The organism is Flavobacterium chungangense LMG 26729, from assembly GCF_000735715.2.
Taxonomy (GTDB): Bacteria; Bacteroidota; Bacteroidia; order Flavobacteriales; family Flavobacteriaceae; genus Flavobacterium; species Flavobacterium chungangense.
The window spans coordinates 339,412-353,361 of the sequence record NZ_JASY01000008.1 but is presented as its reverse complement, the minus strand read 5'-3'; the positions used below and the strand labels follow the sequence as shown (position 1 = coordinate 353,361).

General features: G+C 33.2%; 16 protein-coding genes. 3 read left to right on the top strand and 13 right to left on the bottom strand.

Annotated elements, in window-relative coordinates; all coding sequences use genetic code 11:
• Positions 1-27 precede the first annotated feature (27 nt).
• The 9 genes from JE46_RS15485 to dnaA form a co-directional block, all read right to left on the bottom strand.
• Positions 28-1,392, bottom strand: coding sequence for a methylmalonyl-CoA mutase subunit beta (locus JE46_RS15485; RefSeq protein WP_031456191.1), 1,365 nt, complete (start codon positions 1,390-1,392; stop codon positions 28-30).
• A gap of 11 nt (positions 1,393-1,403) precedes the next feature.
• The gene (locus JE46_RS15480; protein ID WP_031456190.1) at positions 1,404-1,730 is read right to left on the bottom strand and encodes an FtsB family cell division protein; all 327 of its coding nucleotides are present in this window, start codon (positions 1,728-1,730) and stop codon (positions 1,404-1,406) included.
• A 201-nt stretch (positions 1,731-1,931) separates the two neighbouring features.
• Positions 1,932-2,540, bottom strand: a complete 609-nt coding sequence (gene udk / locus JE46_RS15475; RefSeq protein WP_031456189.1) for a uridine kinase — start codon at positions 2,538-2,540, stop codon at positions 1,932-1,934.
• Positions 2,541-2,793: 253 nt separating this feature from the next.
• Positions 2,794-3,675 carry an SDR family oxidoreductase gene (locus tag JE46_RS15470; RefSeq protein ID WP_031456188.1) on the bottom strand — a complete coding sequence of 294 codons (882 nt, stop codon included), beginning with the start codon at positions 3,673-3,675 and terminating at the stop codon, positions 2,794-2,796.
• 75 nt (positions 3,676-3,750) lie between these two features.
• On the bottom strand, positions 3,751-4,878 hold the full coding sequence (locus tag JE46_RS15465; protein ID WP_031456187.1) for a methionine aminotransferase: 1,128 nt from the start codon (positions 4,876-4,878) through the stop codon (positions 3,751-3,753).
• A gap of 33 nt (positions 4,879-4,911) precedes the next feature.
• A complete protein-coding gene (locus JE46_RS15460) occupies positions 4,912-5,364 on the bottom strand; it encodes an energy transducer TonB (protein WP_051872899.1) in 453 nt (150 codons plus the stop codon).
• Positions 5,365-5,387: 23 nt separating this feature from the next.
• Positions 5,388-6,101 carry an SAM-dependent methyltransferase gene (locus JE46_RS15455; RefSeq protein ID WP_031456185.1) on the bottom strand — a complete coding sequence of 238 codons (714 nt, stop codon included), beginning with the start codon at positions 6,099-6,101 and terminating at the stop codon, positions 5,388-5,390.
• Positions 6,102-6,174: 73 nt separating this feature from the next.
• The gene (locus JE46_RS15450) at positions 6,175-6,642 is read right to left on the bottom strand and encodes a low molecular weight protein-tyrosine-phosphatase (protein WP_031456184.1); all 468 of its coding nucleotides are present in this window, start codon (positions 6,640-6,642) and stop codon (positions 6,175-6,177) included.
• A gap of 9 nt (positions 6,643-6,651) precedes the next feature.
• Positions 6,652-8,079, bottom strand: a complete 1,428-nt coding sequence (gene dnaA / locus JE46_RS15445) for a chromosomal replication initiator protein DnaA (protein ID WP_007809948.1) — start codon at positions 8,077-8,079, stop codon at positions 6,652-6,654.
• A 186-nt stretch (positions 8,080-8,265) separates the two neighbouring features.
• On the opposite strand from dnaA, the gene JE46_RS15440 reads away from it, so the two are divergent.
• On the top strand, positions 8,266-8,670 hold the full coding sequence (locus tag JE46_RS15440) for an acyl-CoA thioesterase (RefSeq protein WP_031456183.1): 405 nt from the start codon (positions 8,266-8,268) through the stop codon (positions 8,668-8,670).
• A gap of 31 nt (positions 8,671-8,701) precedes the next feature.
• Here the strand turns inward: JE46_RS15440 and JE46_RS15435 are convergent, their stop codons facing one another.
• From JE46_RS15435 to ribD, 3 genes are read right to left on the bottom strand one after another with little or no spacing between them, the layout of a single operon-like run.
• On the bottom strand, positions 8,702-9,334 hold the full coding sequence (locus tag JE46_RS15435) for an IMPACT family protein (protein ID WP_031456182.1): 633 nt from the start codon (positions 9,332-9,334) through the stop codon (positions 8,702-8,704).
• A gap of 9 nt (positions 9,335-9,343) precedes the next feature.
• A complete protein-coding gene (locus JE46_RS15430; protein ID WP_031456181.1) occupies positions 9,344-9,946 on the bottom strand; it encodes an HAD family hydrolase in 603 nt (200 codons plus the stop codon).
• Positions 9,939-10,988 carry a bifunctional diaminohydroxyphosphoribosylaminopyrimidine deaminase/5-amino-6-(5-phosphoribosylamino)uracil reductase RibD gene (gene ribD / locus JE46_RS15425; protein WP_031456180.1) on the bottom strand — a complete coding sequence of 350 codons (1,050 nt, stop codon included), beginning with the start codon at positions 10,986-10,988 and terminating at the stop codon, positions 9,939-9,941. The genes JE46_RS15430 and ribD overlap by 8 nt, the downstream gene beginning before the upstream one ends.
• A 108-nt stretch (positions 10,989-11,096) precedes the next feature.
• On the opposite strand from ribD, the gene JE46_RS15420 reads away from it, so the two are divergent.
• Together JE46_RS15420 and prmC are read left to right on the top strand one after the other, a co-directional pair.
• Positions 11,097-11,582: a GNAT family N-acetyltransferase gene (locus JE46_RS15420; RefSeq protein WP_031456179.1), complete on the top strand. Its 486-nt coding sequence runs from the start codon at positions 11,097-11,099 to the stop codon at positions 11,580-11,582.
• Positions 11,583-11,667: 85 nt separating this feature from the next.
• Complete coding sequence (gene prmC / locus JE46_RS15415) at positions 11,668-12,531, top strand: peptide chain release factor N(5)-glutamine methyltransferase (RefSeq protein ID WP_031456178.1); 864 nt, start codon at positions 11,668-11,670, stop codon at positions 12,529-12,531.
• 125 nt (positions 12,532-12,656) lie between these two features.
• On the opposite strand, the gene JE46_RS15410 is transcribed toward prmC, so the two are convergent.
• Positions 12,657-13,901 (bottom strand): ABC transporter permease, encoded by a 1,245-nt coding sequence (locus tag JE46_RS15410; RefSeq protein WP_035136646.1) that lies wholly within the window; start codon positions 13,899-13,901, stop codon positions 12,657-12,659.
• Positions 13,902-13,950 lie beyond the last annotated feature (49 nt).

The following is a 13,950-nucleotide window of genomic DNA, read 5'->3' as shown; positions in this document are numbered from 1 at the left end:
AGCAGTTTATCATTACGTTGAAAAATATTATTCGGATTCTAAACGTTCCTGTTCCAGTTTTTCGGCTAATCTTTTTTCAATTATCGGTGTAATCAATGTCTTTCTGGGTTTTATTTTTACAAAGGGAAACAATTCTAAATCGTGTTTCATTTTGTCTTCCGGGTTCGGATATTTATTCGTACCTAATAAAACTTCTTTTTGAGTATCGAATAATTCCTGTTCTTTATTGGCACTTTCCTGAATTTTCTTTTTGATGGTTCCGTCATTCAAAAGTTTTAAAAAACCTCCATTGGCTTCAATGTCTTTAAATAAAGCCAGACTTTTTTCGGCTAGTTGAATGGTTAAACTTTCAATATAATAACTTCCATCAGCGGGATTATCCACTTTGTCAAAATAACTTTCATGTTTTAAAATCAATAATTGATTTCTTGCAATCCGGTCGCCAAATTCATTGTCTTTGTGGTACAAAGAATCGTAAGGCAAATTGGCAACAGTATCTGCTCCTCCTAATATTGCCGACATGCATTCTGTTGTGGTACGAAGCATGTTGACATTGTAATCGTATATGGTTTTATTGCGTTTGGTTGGTGTAACCAATAAATGACATTCTAAATCGGGATTGTATTCGGCTGCAATTAAGTTGAAAAGCATTCGCATTGCACGAAGTTTTGCAATTTCAAAGAAATAATTAGTTCCTACAGCTACCTCAAATACAATTGGTTTCTCTAAATCCGGAAAGCGATTCAGGTATTCGTTTGCATGCGACAGACTGTATGCGATCTGCTGTGTTATATTGGCTCCGGCATTTTGGTAGAGACCTGAGTCAATACTTAATATGTAAAGATTTGCTGTTGCTTTTGAAATTTTTTCGAGTGTTTCAAAATTATTTTTATCAGATGTCGCAAACCAATTTCCTTCTCTGGCTAAATGGCCAATTGGATCTAAATTGCAATAAAAAACAGTTTTTTTTTGAATTGAAATAGTATCCAGTTTTTTTACGAAATCGATTGAAATAAAATTCAAATTAAAGTAAACGATTCGGTTTTCTAAAGGAAGATTTTCTAATAATTTTTGAATGTCGATTTTTTCATTTTGAATGGTAAAACGCAAACTTTCGGCACCTCTTTCAAGGGTGTCTATTGCTTTTTGAATCGATTTTTCAACATCGTAAACAAATATGTTTTGGCAGATTTTAAAATTAGAAGCCTGCGTTTGTATCTGGGAAGTTTTGAAATCTTCATCATAATGGTAAAATGGCTTTACCTGTATATCTTCAGGAGAATTCCAGATTACAGTTTTGTTGTAATCGGCACCGTCCAGTTCAAACTGAATTTTTTGTTTCCATTGTTTGGATGAAATCGGACTAAAATCGTCGAATAGGGTAGTAGCCATTAGTTTTATGTTTATTCTTTTTCCTGAATTGTATCGCCTTCAAATTTAATAATGTATATGTCTTCGCTATCTTTTTTCATAAAGTACTTTTCGCGGGCGTATTTCTCTATTTGTTCAGGATTTTTGAGTTGTTTGATCTGTTCCTGGTCTTTTTTGATTTCTTCCTGATAATAGGTTTTATTGTCTTCAAGTTCGTTAATCTGATTATTTAAAAACCGATGGTCGAAATAAGAATAATTATCTAAAAATAGCATCCAAACTATAAAAAACAGTAAAACCCAAACATATTTATTGCTTAGAAATTTGAACCATTTTTTGTCTTTGTATGGATTTTTCATTTTAATTTATTTTTAACCGATTACTTCTTTTAAGGAGATTTACCTTTTTAGCCCCGATTACTTCACAAAGTTTATTTTTTTATTTGTGTTCAGTGAACTTCGTTTGAGCCGATATCCTTTTTATGGCTTTTTCGGATATAAAAAGATAAAGGGCAAAGCGGAATAGCTCCTTATTTTTATGGAATAAATTTACAATAAAAATTATAAAATACGCTGATTAATTACAGCACGAACTACATCTATTGCTACGGTATTGTATTTATCATTCGGAATAATGATATCGGCAAAAGCTTTCGAAGGTTCGATAAATTGCTCGTGCATCGGTTTTAAGGTGTTTTGATAACGGTTTAAAACTTCGTCAATATCGCGTCCGCGTTCTGAGATATCTCTTTTTAACCGACGGATTAATCTTTCATCAGAATCAGCATGAACGTATATTTTAATGTCAAAAAGTTCCCGTAATTCAGGATTTGTTAAAATCAAAATCCCTTCAACAATCATTACTTTTCTGGGGTGTGTTGATACAGTGTCATCTGTTCTGTTGTGCTGGATAAAAGAGTAAACAGGCTGATCTATGGTTTCGCCTGCTTTTAAGGCTTTAAGATGTTTTACCAGTAATTCGAAATCTATAGCACGAGGATGATCAAAATTGATTAATGCCCTTTCATCAAATGATAAATTGTGGGTTTCTTTATAGTATGAATCCTGAGAAATTACACCCACCTCGGTGCCCGGTAATTCATTCATGATTTGGTGTACTACTGTTGTTTTTCCACTTCCTGTTCCTCCGGCAATTCCAATAATGAGCATAAATTTTGATGTTATAATTTGTTTCGCAAAAATAATAATTTAACTGAATCGCTAAACATTTAATATAATTTAACCATATAAGTAATCTAAGTAAATTTAAACTGGAAAATGTTTAAACAAAATGTTACTTAACTGAATTTATATTGTTTATATGGTGAAAATTATAAAAAAATCCCGAAAGTAAAAACCTTCGGGATTTCGTGCAATCAGTATAGTTTTAATAAAATATTCTGAATTTAGTAAGCACTTGTAATTATTTATTCTTTTTTGCTTTTATCATCATTTCAAGCTGATCCCATAGTTCTTCGGGGATTGCTTCTAATAAGTTGAATTGTCCGGCTCCTTTTAACCATTCTCCACCGTCAATTGTAATTACATCGCCGTTTACATAAGCCGAAAAATCAGAAACTAAATAAGCTGCTAAATTGGCTAATTCCTGATGGTCACCTACACGTTTTAGAGGTACTTTTTTTGCCATATCAAATTTCTCTGCCAAATCTCCCGGTAACAATCTGTCCCATGCACCTTTAGTCGGGAAAGGTCCCGGAGCAATTGCATTAGAACGAATACCGTATTTTGCCCATTCTACAGCCAGACTTCTGGTCATAGCCAAAACCCCTGCTTTTGCTGTCGCACTTGGTACCACATAAGCTGATCCTGTCCAGGCATATGTAGTTACGATATTTAAAATCGTTGCAGATGTTTGTTTAGTGTCAATCCAATGCTTTCCAAAAGCGAGTGTACAGTTTTTAGAACCTTTTAGTACGATATCTATAACAGTGTCAAATGCGTTGGCAGACAGACGTTCTGTTGGAGAAATAAAATTTCCGGCTGCATTATTTAAAAGAACATCTACTTTTCCAAAAGTTTTTAAAACTTCCTGAAGCATGTTTTCGACTTCTTCATAATGACGAACATCACATTGGAGCGGTAAACATTTTCCTCCAGTTTCAGTTTCCAGTTCTGTTGCAGTCGTTTTAAGCTTTTCTAAATCTCTTGAAGTAATCGCTACCTGAGCTCCTAATTCTAAAAAATATTTGGTCATTGCTTTTCCTAAACCGCTTCCACCGCCTGTAACTACAATGACTTTACCTTTTAAAGCATCGTCTCTTAACATTTTATCTGTATAGCTCATACTTTTTTATTTTTACAAAATTAATTAATTTAAATAGGATGCATGCATAATATTGTTATAAATTTTAGAAAAACTTTATATTACGCATATTTTTTTTGCTGCAGATTCGAGTGTGAAGTTATCTTTGGCGAAACAAAAACGTATTAATTTCTTGTCTTTATGGTCAGAATAAAAGGTTGAAATTGGAATTGCGGCAACACCATGATCTGTGATTAGTTTTTTACAAAACGTAACATCATCCTCGTTTGAGATTGAAGCATAGGAAGCAACCTGAAAATAAGTTCCTTCACATGGTTTTAATTCAAATCGGCTGTTTTGAAGGAGTTTTTGAAAATAATCTCTTTTTCCCTGATAGAATTTTCCAAGTATATTGACGTCGACAATATCTAAATATTCGCTTATTGCAAACTGTGAAATGCTGTTAACGCTAAAAACTAAAAACTGATGTACTTTTTTAATTTCTTTCATCAGATATTCAGGGGCAATGGTGTATCCGATTTTCCATCCGGTAATATGAAATGATTTTCCAAAAGAAGAAACCATTATACAGCGGTCTAAAAGGAAACTTTTGGTATGTGCCGAAATATGTTTTTCTTCGAAAGTAATGTATTCATAAACTTCGTCTGATAAAACTATGATGTCAGGATATTTTTCAAGAAGATTTTGTAGCTGAACAAAATCCGCTTCGGTTAGAATTTTCCCTGTTGGATTATGGGGATTGTTGATGATCATCAATTTGCTTTTTGCAGAACAGGCTTTTTCTATCGTTTCCCAATTTGGAGTGTAATCATCATTTAGTGCCACCCGCACTGGTTTGGCTTTGCAAAGTAAAACGGGCGATTCATAAGAGTCGTAACTTGGATCCAGAATAATAACTTCATCGTTTTCTTTTACTAAGGCTAGAATCGTAGTGAAAATTCCCTGAGTTGCTCCGGCTGTAACCAGAAGTTCTGTGTCAGGATTTATAATTCTGTTGTATGAACTCTCAACTAATTTTGCTATTTTATTCATTAATGGCGGATAGCCAGCCATTGGTGTATATTGATGCACATTTTCCTTTGCCAATCTCGCTATGATATCCGTTAGTCTTTCATCAACAGGAAAATTTGGAAATCCCTGCGAAAGATTTATCGCATTATATTCGGCTGCCATTTTTGACATTACAGTAAAGATACTTGTAGTTACGTTTGGGAGTTTACTCATAATTAGATTAAAGAAAAGGCGATAATTATAGTCTTATTTTGGTAAATAAAATACAAGCGAATATAAAGTTCTAACTTCTTTGTTATTTTGTTTTCCAGGTTTCCATTTAGGAGACAATTTTAAAACACGTAAAAGTTCATCTCCTGTACCAAAACCAATGTCGTAGACAATTTTTATATCATTTAAAGTTCCATTCTTTTCAATAACAAAAGTGGCAAATATCTTTCCTTGTAGAGATGGTTGCTTGTTTGGTTTTTTATATTTTTTACTAATAAATTGATGAAACTTAAATGTTCCTCCAGGAAAACTCGGCAGAATTTCTAGTCCGGCAGTATTATAGATATGATTTTCATCAAGAATAATTTCTTCCTTTTTGTAATTTTTTAAGTTGTCTCTTAAATCATCCTGAGACTTCTTAACTTCTTTGTGTTGAGAAAATATATTTTGTATAAAACAAATTAAAATCAGAATCAAAAACTTTTTCATGACAACGAGATTTATAAGTAAACTTACATTTTATGAATAATAAAAATCGTTGGGCGATTATGTAAATCAACTTTCAATTTTTTCCAGTCAGAAATTTTCATTGTTTTAATAAATTCTGTTGGCAGCGTAATATCAGTAGCAATACAAAGATGTGTTGACGGATTTAGAATCTGTAAAAGATCTTCAGCTAATTTGTTGTTTCTGTATGGTGTTTCAATAAAAATCTGAGACTGGTTTTTATCCTGAGATAATTTCTCAAAATGTCTTAAAGCCGATTTCTTTTCGTCTTTATCAATGGGTAAATAACCATTGAAAGTAAAACTCTGGCCGTTCATTCCGGAAGCCATCATGGCTAATAGGATAGAAGATGGACCAACTAAAGGCACGACCTGAATGCCTTTTTCATGTGCCAGTTTTACAATAACAGCTCCAGGATCAGCAACTCCGGGACAGCCGGCTTCGCTCATTAATCCCATATTTTTCCCTTCCAGCAAAGGTTTTATGAAGTCTAAATGTTCGCTCGTTTCAGTTCGTTTGTTAAGTGTAAAAAGAACTAATTCGGATTGTTTTTTCTCTGGTAAAACTGCTTTTATGGATTTTCGGGCAGTTTTTTCGTTCTCAACAATATAATAATCTATAAGTTCAATACTTCTTTTTACGGTTTGTGGCAAAACATCCATGGGGTCACTTTCGCCCATAGTAGTTGGAATTAAATATAATTTTCCCGGAAGTTTCATGTTTTTTAGTATAGATTATAAAATGAAATACTTTTTCAATTAAATGTAGTTATTTAATAATTGAAAAAGTAAGTTAAGAATGTTTTTCGATAAGTTTTTTGGCAATTATTTCTGCAGCTTCATCCAACATTTGATAAACATTGTCGAATCCGTTAACAGCTCCATAATAAGGATCGGGAACGTCAACATTTTCATCGGGAAATAATTCATTAAGAATCAGATTGACTTTGCTCTTTTGTTCAGGAGTTTTGGCAAGGTGAATGATGTCGCGATAATTTGAGTTATCCATAACGTAGATATAGTCAAACTCATCAAAATCAGAAGTCTTGAATTGTCTTCCTTTTTGACCATCAATGCATAAACCATTTTTTTGAGCAACAGCAACAGAACGTTTGTCTGGGGCGTGACCTACATGCCAGGATCCTGTTCCGGCTGAATCAACGATAAAATTTTCTTTTGGTAATTTGGATGCTAAAATACCTTCTGCCAACGGCGATCTACAGATATTTCCCAAACAAACCATTAAAATTTTTACTGGCATGATGCGCGTTTATAGCGTTAATTTTTTATTGATGTCTTCTACAAATTTTTTGAATTGTTTGTCTGTAGAAACTAAGTTATCAACTGTTTTACAAGCATGTAATACAGTAGCATGATCACGATCTCCAATTTGAGAGCCAATGTTTGCTAAAGATGCTTTTGTGAATTTCTTTGCAAAAAACATAGCCAATTGTCTCGCCTGTACCACATGTCTTTTTCTGGTTTTTGACTGAAGAGTTTCAATGTCTAACTGAAAATAATCAGACACAATTTTTTGAATATAATCAATAGAGATTTCTCTCTTTACATTTTTAACGAATTTCTCTACAACGCTTTTAGCTAACTCAATTGTTACTTCTTTTTTATTAAAAGAAGATTGAGCGATTAAGGAAATAATAGCTCCTTCAAGTTCTCTAACATTGGTTTTGATGTTACGGGCAACATATTCAATAATGTCTTCCGGCATTTCAACACCATCACGGTAAAGAATGTTTTTTAAGATTGAAATACGAGTCTCGTAATCCGGCTGATGCAGCTCAGCGGATAATCCCCATTTGAAACGGGATAATAAACGCTGCTCAATATCCTGCATATCAACAGGAGCTTTGTCAGAAGTTAAAATTACCTGTTTTCCGTTTTGGTGTAAATAATTGAAAATATGGAAAAATACATCCTGAGTCCCTGATTTTCCGGATAAAAACTGAACATCATCAATAATTAAAACGTCTATTAACTGGTAAAAGTGAATAAAATCATTACGATTATTTTTCTTGACCGAATCTATATATTGTTGTGTGAAAATTTCAGCAGAAATATATAAAACGGTTTTTTCAGGATATTTGTCTTTTACTTCAACACCAATAGCATGTGCTAAGTGTGTTTTTCCTAAACCAACTCCACCAAAAATCAATAAAGGATTAAATGAAGTCCCCCCAGGTTTGTTGGCAACAGCCATACCAGCAGAACGTGCCAGACGGTTCGAATCTCCTTCCAGAAAATTGTCAAAACTATAGTTAGCATTTAACTGCGATTCAATTTTTAAATTTCTGATTCCGGGAATTACAAACGGATTTTTAAGTTCAGGATTTAAGTTCTTAAACGGAGCGTCAACCTCTTGAGGTTTCATTGGCACTCTATTGGAACTTGGCAACTGTTCGGTAAAAGGTTGTTTGTTTCCATAAGTGTTCTCCATTTTAATTTTATAGAGTAACTTTGCGTTTTTTCCCAGTTCTTTGGTAAGCGCAACTTTCAATAATTTTACGTAATGCTCTTCGAGCCATTCGTAGAAAAATTTACTTGGAACCTGAATGTATAACGCGTTGTCGGTTAGCTCAACTGATTTGATTGGTTCAAACCAAGTTTTGTAAGCTTGATCTTGAATATTGTCTTTTATAAAGGACAAACAGTTTTCCCATACCGATTGAGCAGTTTTAGTCATAAATTCAGATAAATTTTTTTTATTATTGATAAAGATTCTCCTAATAAAAGGAGGTAATTTTATTCCTTATTTCGGGATAACAAATATGTGAACAAAATTCTGTAAAAAAAAATATTTTGAACTCTAATTTTATAAAATAATGTTGTAAGCATACTTTAAGAACTTAATTTTTTTAATATATAAATAATGAAAAATCATCAAACGCAAGTGCGCGTTCGTTACTCTGAAACTGATCAAATGGGGGTTGTTTATCACGGGAATTATGTCCCGTATTTTGAGATAGGTCGCGTGGAATGGCTTAGAAATAAAGGAGTTTCGTATAAAAGCATGGAAGAAAGCGGAATAGGATTGCCAATTGTTTCGATGCAGATAAATTATAAAAAATCGGCGCGTTATGATGAGCTTTTAACAATTCATACCACTTTTAAAAGTCAGTCTTCAGTCAAGATTGAATTTGACTGCGAAATCTACAATGAAGCAAATGAGTTATTAACAACGGCAGTGTTTATTTTAGTATTTATTTCGTTAAAAACGGGTCGGCCAATAGCTCCTCCGGATTATATTTTAGAATTATTTAAAACACTTGAATAATTGTTAAAATGACATGCGTTTTTATATCGATTTATATAATTTTTATATCGATTTCAAACATTAAATCAAAAGTGCTGAATATAGATTCAGCATTTTTTTTTCTGGTTTTGGTCATTATTTTTCCAATTGGCAAGTCGGAATCTTCGTCAATTTCCATTTCCTGAGAAGTTATTTCCAGCTTTTTTTCCTTAATTACCCGCATGACCTTATTCATGTTTTTATAATCAAAAGAGATTAAAAAATGTACATCAATCGTTTTTTCGACAATTTCACAAACTTCAAGTGTCATTTGTGCGGTAGTTTTATAAGCTGCTATTAATCCGCCAACCCCCAATTTTATTCCACCAAAAATTCGAACCACTACCACAAGAACGTTGGTCAGTCCAAAAGATTGTATCTGACCATAAATTGGGGCTCCTGCTGTATTGCTTGGTTCTCCGTCATCATTTGCACGATAAGATATTTTTGGAGCTGTACCTAATTGATAGGCATAACAATGATGGACAGCATGAGGGTGTTGTTTTTTTAAGTTTTCAATAATCGGTTTTACTTCATCTTCAGTTTCTATCGGAAAAGCATAGCCAAAGAACTTACTTCCCTTTTCCTTAAATAAGACTTCTTCAGATTCAAAAGCGATGGTCTGGTACGTATCGTTATATTCCAAAGTTAAATTCTAAAGTATTTTTTTCTCAAATAAATCAACAACATCTTCCTGGCCAACCTGCAAGTTCCAAACATTAAAACCTAAAGAGGCAGCAGAATCAGTATTTTCTTTTTTATCATCTACAAACAAAGTGCGTTTGGGTGACAGTTCGTGTTTGTTGATTAAATATTGAAAAGCATTGGCGTTTGGTTTTCGCATTCCGATTTCAAATGAAAAGTAAACTTTTTCAAAACATTGATAAAAATCGCTGTAAAACGAAATTCCGCTTTTATTTTCGAAAGTTTCAATATGAATAGAATCAGTATTACTCAATAAAAACAATCGGTATTTTTTAGAAAGCATTTGCAGGAATTCTAATCTGTATAAAGGGAAATCTGCCAAAACAGCATTCCAGGCTTCTAATATTTCTTCTGTTGAAGCATTTGGTAATTCTTTTTGAAAACCTGCTATAAATTCATCATGAGAAATATCTCCTGTTTCAAACAAAAGATTCAAACGGTCAAATTCCGAATTCCATTCTCTCATGCCTAGTTTCTCTAATCCGGAAATAGTGGCTTGTTTATCCAGATTGATAAAAATATCTCCAAAGTCAAAAATTATAGTATCAATCATGATTTCTAAGGTATATTAATTCGTCTTTTTGGATGTAAGTTCTCAATGCATTTTTTCTTGGTAAAACAGGGGCTTTTGTTCCTTTTTTTATAGAATTTTGTCCAGTAAAAATTCGTGCTTCGTCCCAAATATTTTCATCTATAAAAGATTGTAAAGTTTGTAAACCACCTTCAATAATAATAGACTGTATTTGATTTTGATACAAAACCGCCAAAATTTGCGGAATTATATTTTGATTAAAATTAATTACTTCAAAGGTAGTGTTTTCTGCTGATAAGCTAATTTCAGATTTTGTAAATATGATAGTTTTAACGCTGTCATCAAAAATAAAACTACTTTTTGAAATACGGCTATTTTGATCCAAAACCACTCTTGTAGGGTTATTGCCACTCCAATCACGAACATTTAATTTAGGATTGTCATCAATTACGGTCTGTGTTCCTGTAAAAATTGCTTGTTCTTCACTACGCCATTTATGAACCAGTTGCCGTGAATACTGATTGGTAATCCAAACGGGTTTACGTTCCTGATTAATGTGTTTTTCAGGTGACAGAAAACCATCTTGACTTTCTGCCCATTTTAATATAATATAAGGTCTTTTTTTATTGTGAAAAGTAAAAAAACGTTTATTGAGCTCGTAGCATTCGTTTTCTAAAATGCCTACTATAACGCTGGCACCTGATTCGATTATTTTTTTTATTCCTCTTCCAGCTACTTTTTCATTGGGATCAACGGTTCCTACTACTACAGTCGGAATTTTATGTTCAATAATCAAATCGCAACACGGAGGTGTTTTTCCAAAATGGCTGCAGGGCTCTAAACTTACATAGATAGTAGCGTTTTTAAGAAGCGATTTGTCTTTTACAGATCGAATCGCATTTACTTCGGCATGTGGTTCTCCGGCTTTTTTGTGCCAGCCTTCTCCGATAATTTTATCCTCATAAACGATTACACTTCCTACCATTGGATTTGGGTATGTGTTTCCAAAGCCATTTTGGGCCAGTTCTATGCATCGTTTTATGTATTTCTCATGTATGTTCACGATACAAAAGTAATTATTTTTGAGTTTTGTCCCCAGAGTTATTGGGATAGTTATGAAACTATCAAAAAAGTATTTCTATTTTTGTAATGTATCAGACTGTAATGTAAAATGGAAAATTGGTTTATCAGAAAAATTAAAAAAGAAGACAATCAGGCAGTTGCTCAATTAATAAGATCAGTTTTTGATGAAATGAAAATTCCAAAAACAGGAACAGCTTATGAAGATCCGTATTTAGATTTCATGTTTGAAGAATATAATAAATCGCAAGCGGTTTATTTTGTAGTTGAAAATGAGGGCGAAATTGTGGGATGTTGTGGAATTGCACCTTTAGAAAACGGTGATCCAAAGATTTGTGAACTACAAAAGATGTATTTTTTGCCTAAAACCCGCGGATTAGGAATAGGAAGTGAAATGATGAAAAAATGTTTGGAAGAAGCTAAAAACTTTGGTTTTGAAAAATGTTACATAGAAACAATGCCATTTATGCATGCCGCTCAAAAGTTATATAAAAAATCAGGATTTGAGTATTTAGATGCTCCATTGGGATGTACGGGACATAATTCCTGTCCAGTCTGGATGTTGAAAGGATTGTAAAATAACATTGTAACAAAATTTACTTTACGATACTTATCTGTAAAATGTAATTGCATTTAGTCTAAAAATACTGAAAAGCCCTTAAATGAAAATCAAACAATACAGAACTCAATTTATTAAGGAACTTTCTTCTTTATATGACGCATATGAAGCAGAGAGTTTTTTTTATTTGATATTAGAAAATAAACATAAGCTGAGGCAAATTGATTTGGCGCTGAATCATGAACTAACTTTTACAGATGCTGATTTGGTTGTTTGGAGTACTTTTTTAAATCGATTAAAAAAAGAAGTTCCGATTCAGTATTTACTAGGCAAAACGAATTTTTACGGTTTGGATTTTGAAGTAAATGAAAACGTTTTGATTCCGAGACCCGAAACGGAAGAATTAGTAGAATGGATTATTAATGAAAATAAGATTACTGATAAAACCAAGAAACTGAAAATTCTGGATATAGGAACAGGAAGTGGCTGCATTGCGGTTTCGCTTGCCAAAAATCTTCCTAATGCTGATGTTTATGCTATCGATGTTTCGAAAAGGGCAATAGAAACTGCAAAAAAAAATGCCAGAAGCAATAATGTAAAAGTAACTTTTATGTTTAAAAATATTTTAGAATTAGATATTTTAAAATATGATTATGATATTATTGTTTCGAATCCACCTTATGTTCGTAATTTAGAAAAACTGGAAATCAAAAAAAATGTCCTGGATTACGAACCCCATTTGGCTCTTTTTGTAGATGATAATGATGCCTTGGTTTTTTATAGAAAAATTGCAGGACTGGCTCATAAAAGTCTTTCAGAAAACGGGCAGTTGTACTTTGAAATCAATCAGTATTTAGGAAAGGAAATGACTGAATTATTAGAGAAAATGGATTTTAAGAATATTGAACTTCGAAAAGATATTTATGATAATGACAGGATGATGAAGGGAATAAAAGGTGATTTATAACATAAACTTCTAATCTAGCCCCGATAGAAGAGAAAACCTTTTGTGCCGGGGTTCGGCGCAAAAGTTTGAAACGGATAGCGGGACAATTGGTCTTTTGAGAGAAGTGAATTCTGCTTCTAATAAAACTACTCGTAACGCAAAGCCTCAATAGGATCTAATTTTGAGGCTTTAATAGCAGGGTACAATCCTGAAACAATGGCCACCATAAAGCTGGTTCCAAAAGCGATGATGATAGCAAACCACGGAACTACAAAAGCAAAACTCATGGCAGTTGCAATACCAAATCCTATTAACATTCCTAATATAATTCCAACTAATCCGCCAATTTGTCCAATTAATAAGGTTTCAATGAAAAATTGAAAGGCAACGGTTGCTCTTGTTGCTCCCAATGCTTTTCGGACACCAATTTCCCGGGTACGTTCTGTAACCGAAACTATCATAATATTCATTAAAGCGATCGATGATCCTAATATTGTAATTATACTAATAATAGCAGAAGCCCAATCTAAATATTGTGTAATTCCGAGAATTCTGTTAATTAAATCGTCACTTCGGCCAATACCGAAATTATTGTCACGAACAGGACTTAGTTTACGAACTCTCCGCATGGTGCTTGTCGCATTATCAATGGCCTGATCTAAAAGTTCTTTTTTAGAAACCATTACACTCATGGTGTAATTGATGTTTGGTGCGGTAAACAAAGAACGCGCTACCTGAATTGGAATCAGAACGCGTAAATCCTGGCTGTTTCCAAATGTTGATCCTTTTTCTTTTAAGACTCCGATAACTTTAAAACGAGCTCCGCGAATAGAGATTATTTTGTCAATTGGATTAATGTCTTTTAATAGCCCTTTTTCAAAATCTGAACCTACTACGCACGAATACGTATTGTTATCAATATCAAATTGATTAAAAGAACGTCCCAGGTTAATTTCTAAACCCGAATTAGAAATAAAATGCTCGTCGACCCCCAAAATTTTAATTTCAGGATCTGTTTTTTGGTCCAAATATTTAACTTCAGCGGTTGAAGTTGCCGTAAAAGAAAGAGAAGTTTCTGTAAAAGGGTATTTGTATTTATTTTTGAAAGCAACGGCCTCCGGATAGGAAATGATTGGATTTACGATTTCGCGCTCGTTTCCACCGCGGTTTTTAACGGAGTTTGCATATTGGTTAATGTTAAAAGTATTCGCACCCATGGAAGCAAAATTGGTCGAAACTGTATTCTCGAGTGCTGTTACAACTGTCAGGATTCCGACTAAAGCTGTGATTCCGATTGCAATAATTAATACAGTAAGAATCGTTCTCAACAATTGTGTTTTGATGGAGCCAAAAGCAATTCGGATATTTTCTTTAAATAATTTTAGCATCATAACCAATTTGACACGAAAATACGTTTTTTGTTACAAGTTTGTTTTCGAA

Coding starts and splice junctions, on each gene's coding strand:
- JE46_RS15450 (WP_031456184.1), bottom strand. CDS start 6,642: ATGCCAGTAAAAATTTTAATGGTTTGTTTGGGAAATATCTGTAGATCG.
- prmC (WP_031456178.1), top strand. CDS start 11,668: ATGAAAATCAAACAATACAGAACTCAATTTATTAAGGAACTTTCTTCT.
- udk (WP_031456189.1), bottom strand. CDS start 2,540: ATGCTCATTATTGGAATTGCCGGAGGAACAGGAAGTGGAAAAACAACA.
- JE46_RS15460 (WP_051872899.1), bottom strand. CDS start 5,364: ATGAAAAAGTTTTTGATTCTGATTTTAATTTGTTTTATACAAAATATA.
- JE46_RS15410 (WP_035136646.1), bottom strand. CDS start 13,901: ATGATGCTAAAATTATTTAAAGAAAATATCCGAATTGCTTTTGGCTCC.
- JE46_RS15470 (WP_031456188.1), bottom strand. CDS start 3,675: ATGAGCTATACAGATAAAATGTTAAGAGACGATGCTTTAAAAGGTAAA.
- dnaA (WP_007809948.1), bottom strand. CDS start 8,079: ATGACTAAAACTGCTCAATCGGTATGGGAAAACTGTTTGTCCTTTATA.
- JE46_RS15440 (WP_031456183.1), top strand. CDS start 8,266: ATGAAAAATCATCAAACGCAAGTGCGCGTTCGTTACTCTGAAACTGAT.
- JE46_RS15480 (WP_031456190.1), bottom strand. CDS start 1,730: ATGAAAAATCCATACAAAGACAAAAAATGGTTCAAATTTCTAAGCAAT.
- JE46_RS15465 (WP_031456187.1), bottom strand. CDS start 4,878: ATGAGTAAACTCCCAAACGTAACTACAAGTATCTTTACTGTAATGTCA.
- JE46_RS15455 (WP_031456185.1), bottom strand. CDS start 6,101: ATGAAACTTCCGGGAAAATTATATTTAATTCCAACTACTATGGGCGAA.
- JE46_RS15485 (WP_031456191.1), bottom strand. CDS start 1,392: ATGGCTACTACCCTATTCGACGATTTTAGTCCGATTTCATCCAAACAA.
- JE46_RS15430 (WP_031456181.1), bottom strand. CDS start 9,946: ATGATTGATACTATAATTTTTGACTTTGGAGATATTTTTATCAATCTG.
- JE46_RS15420 (WP_031456179.1), top strand. CDS start 11,097: ATGGAAAATTGGTTTATCAGAAAAATTAAAAAAGAAGACAATCAGGCA.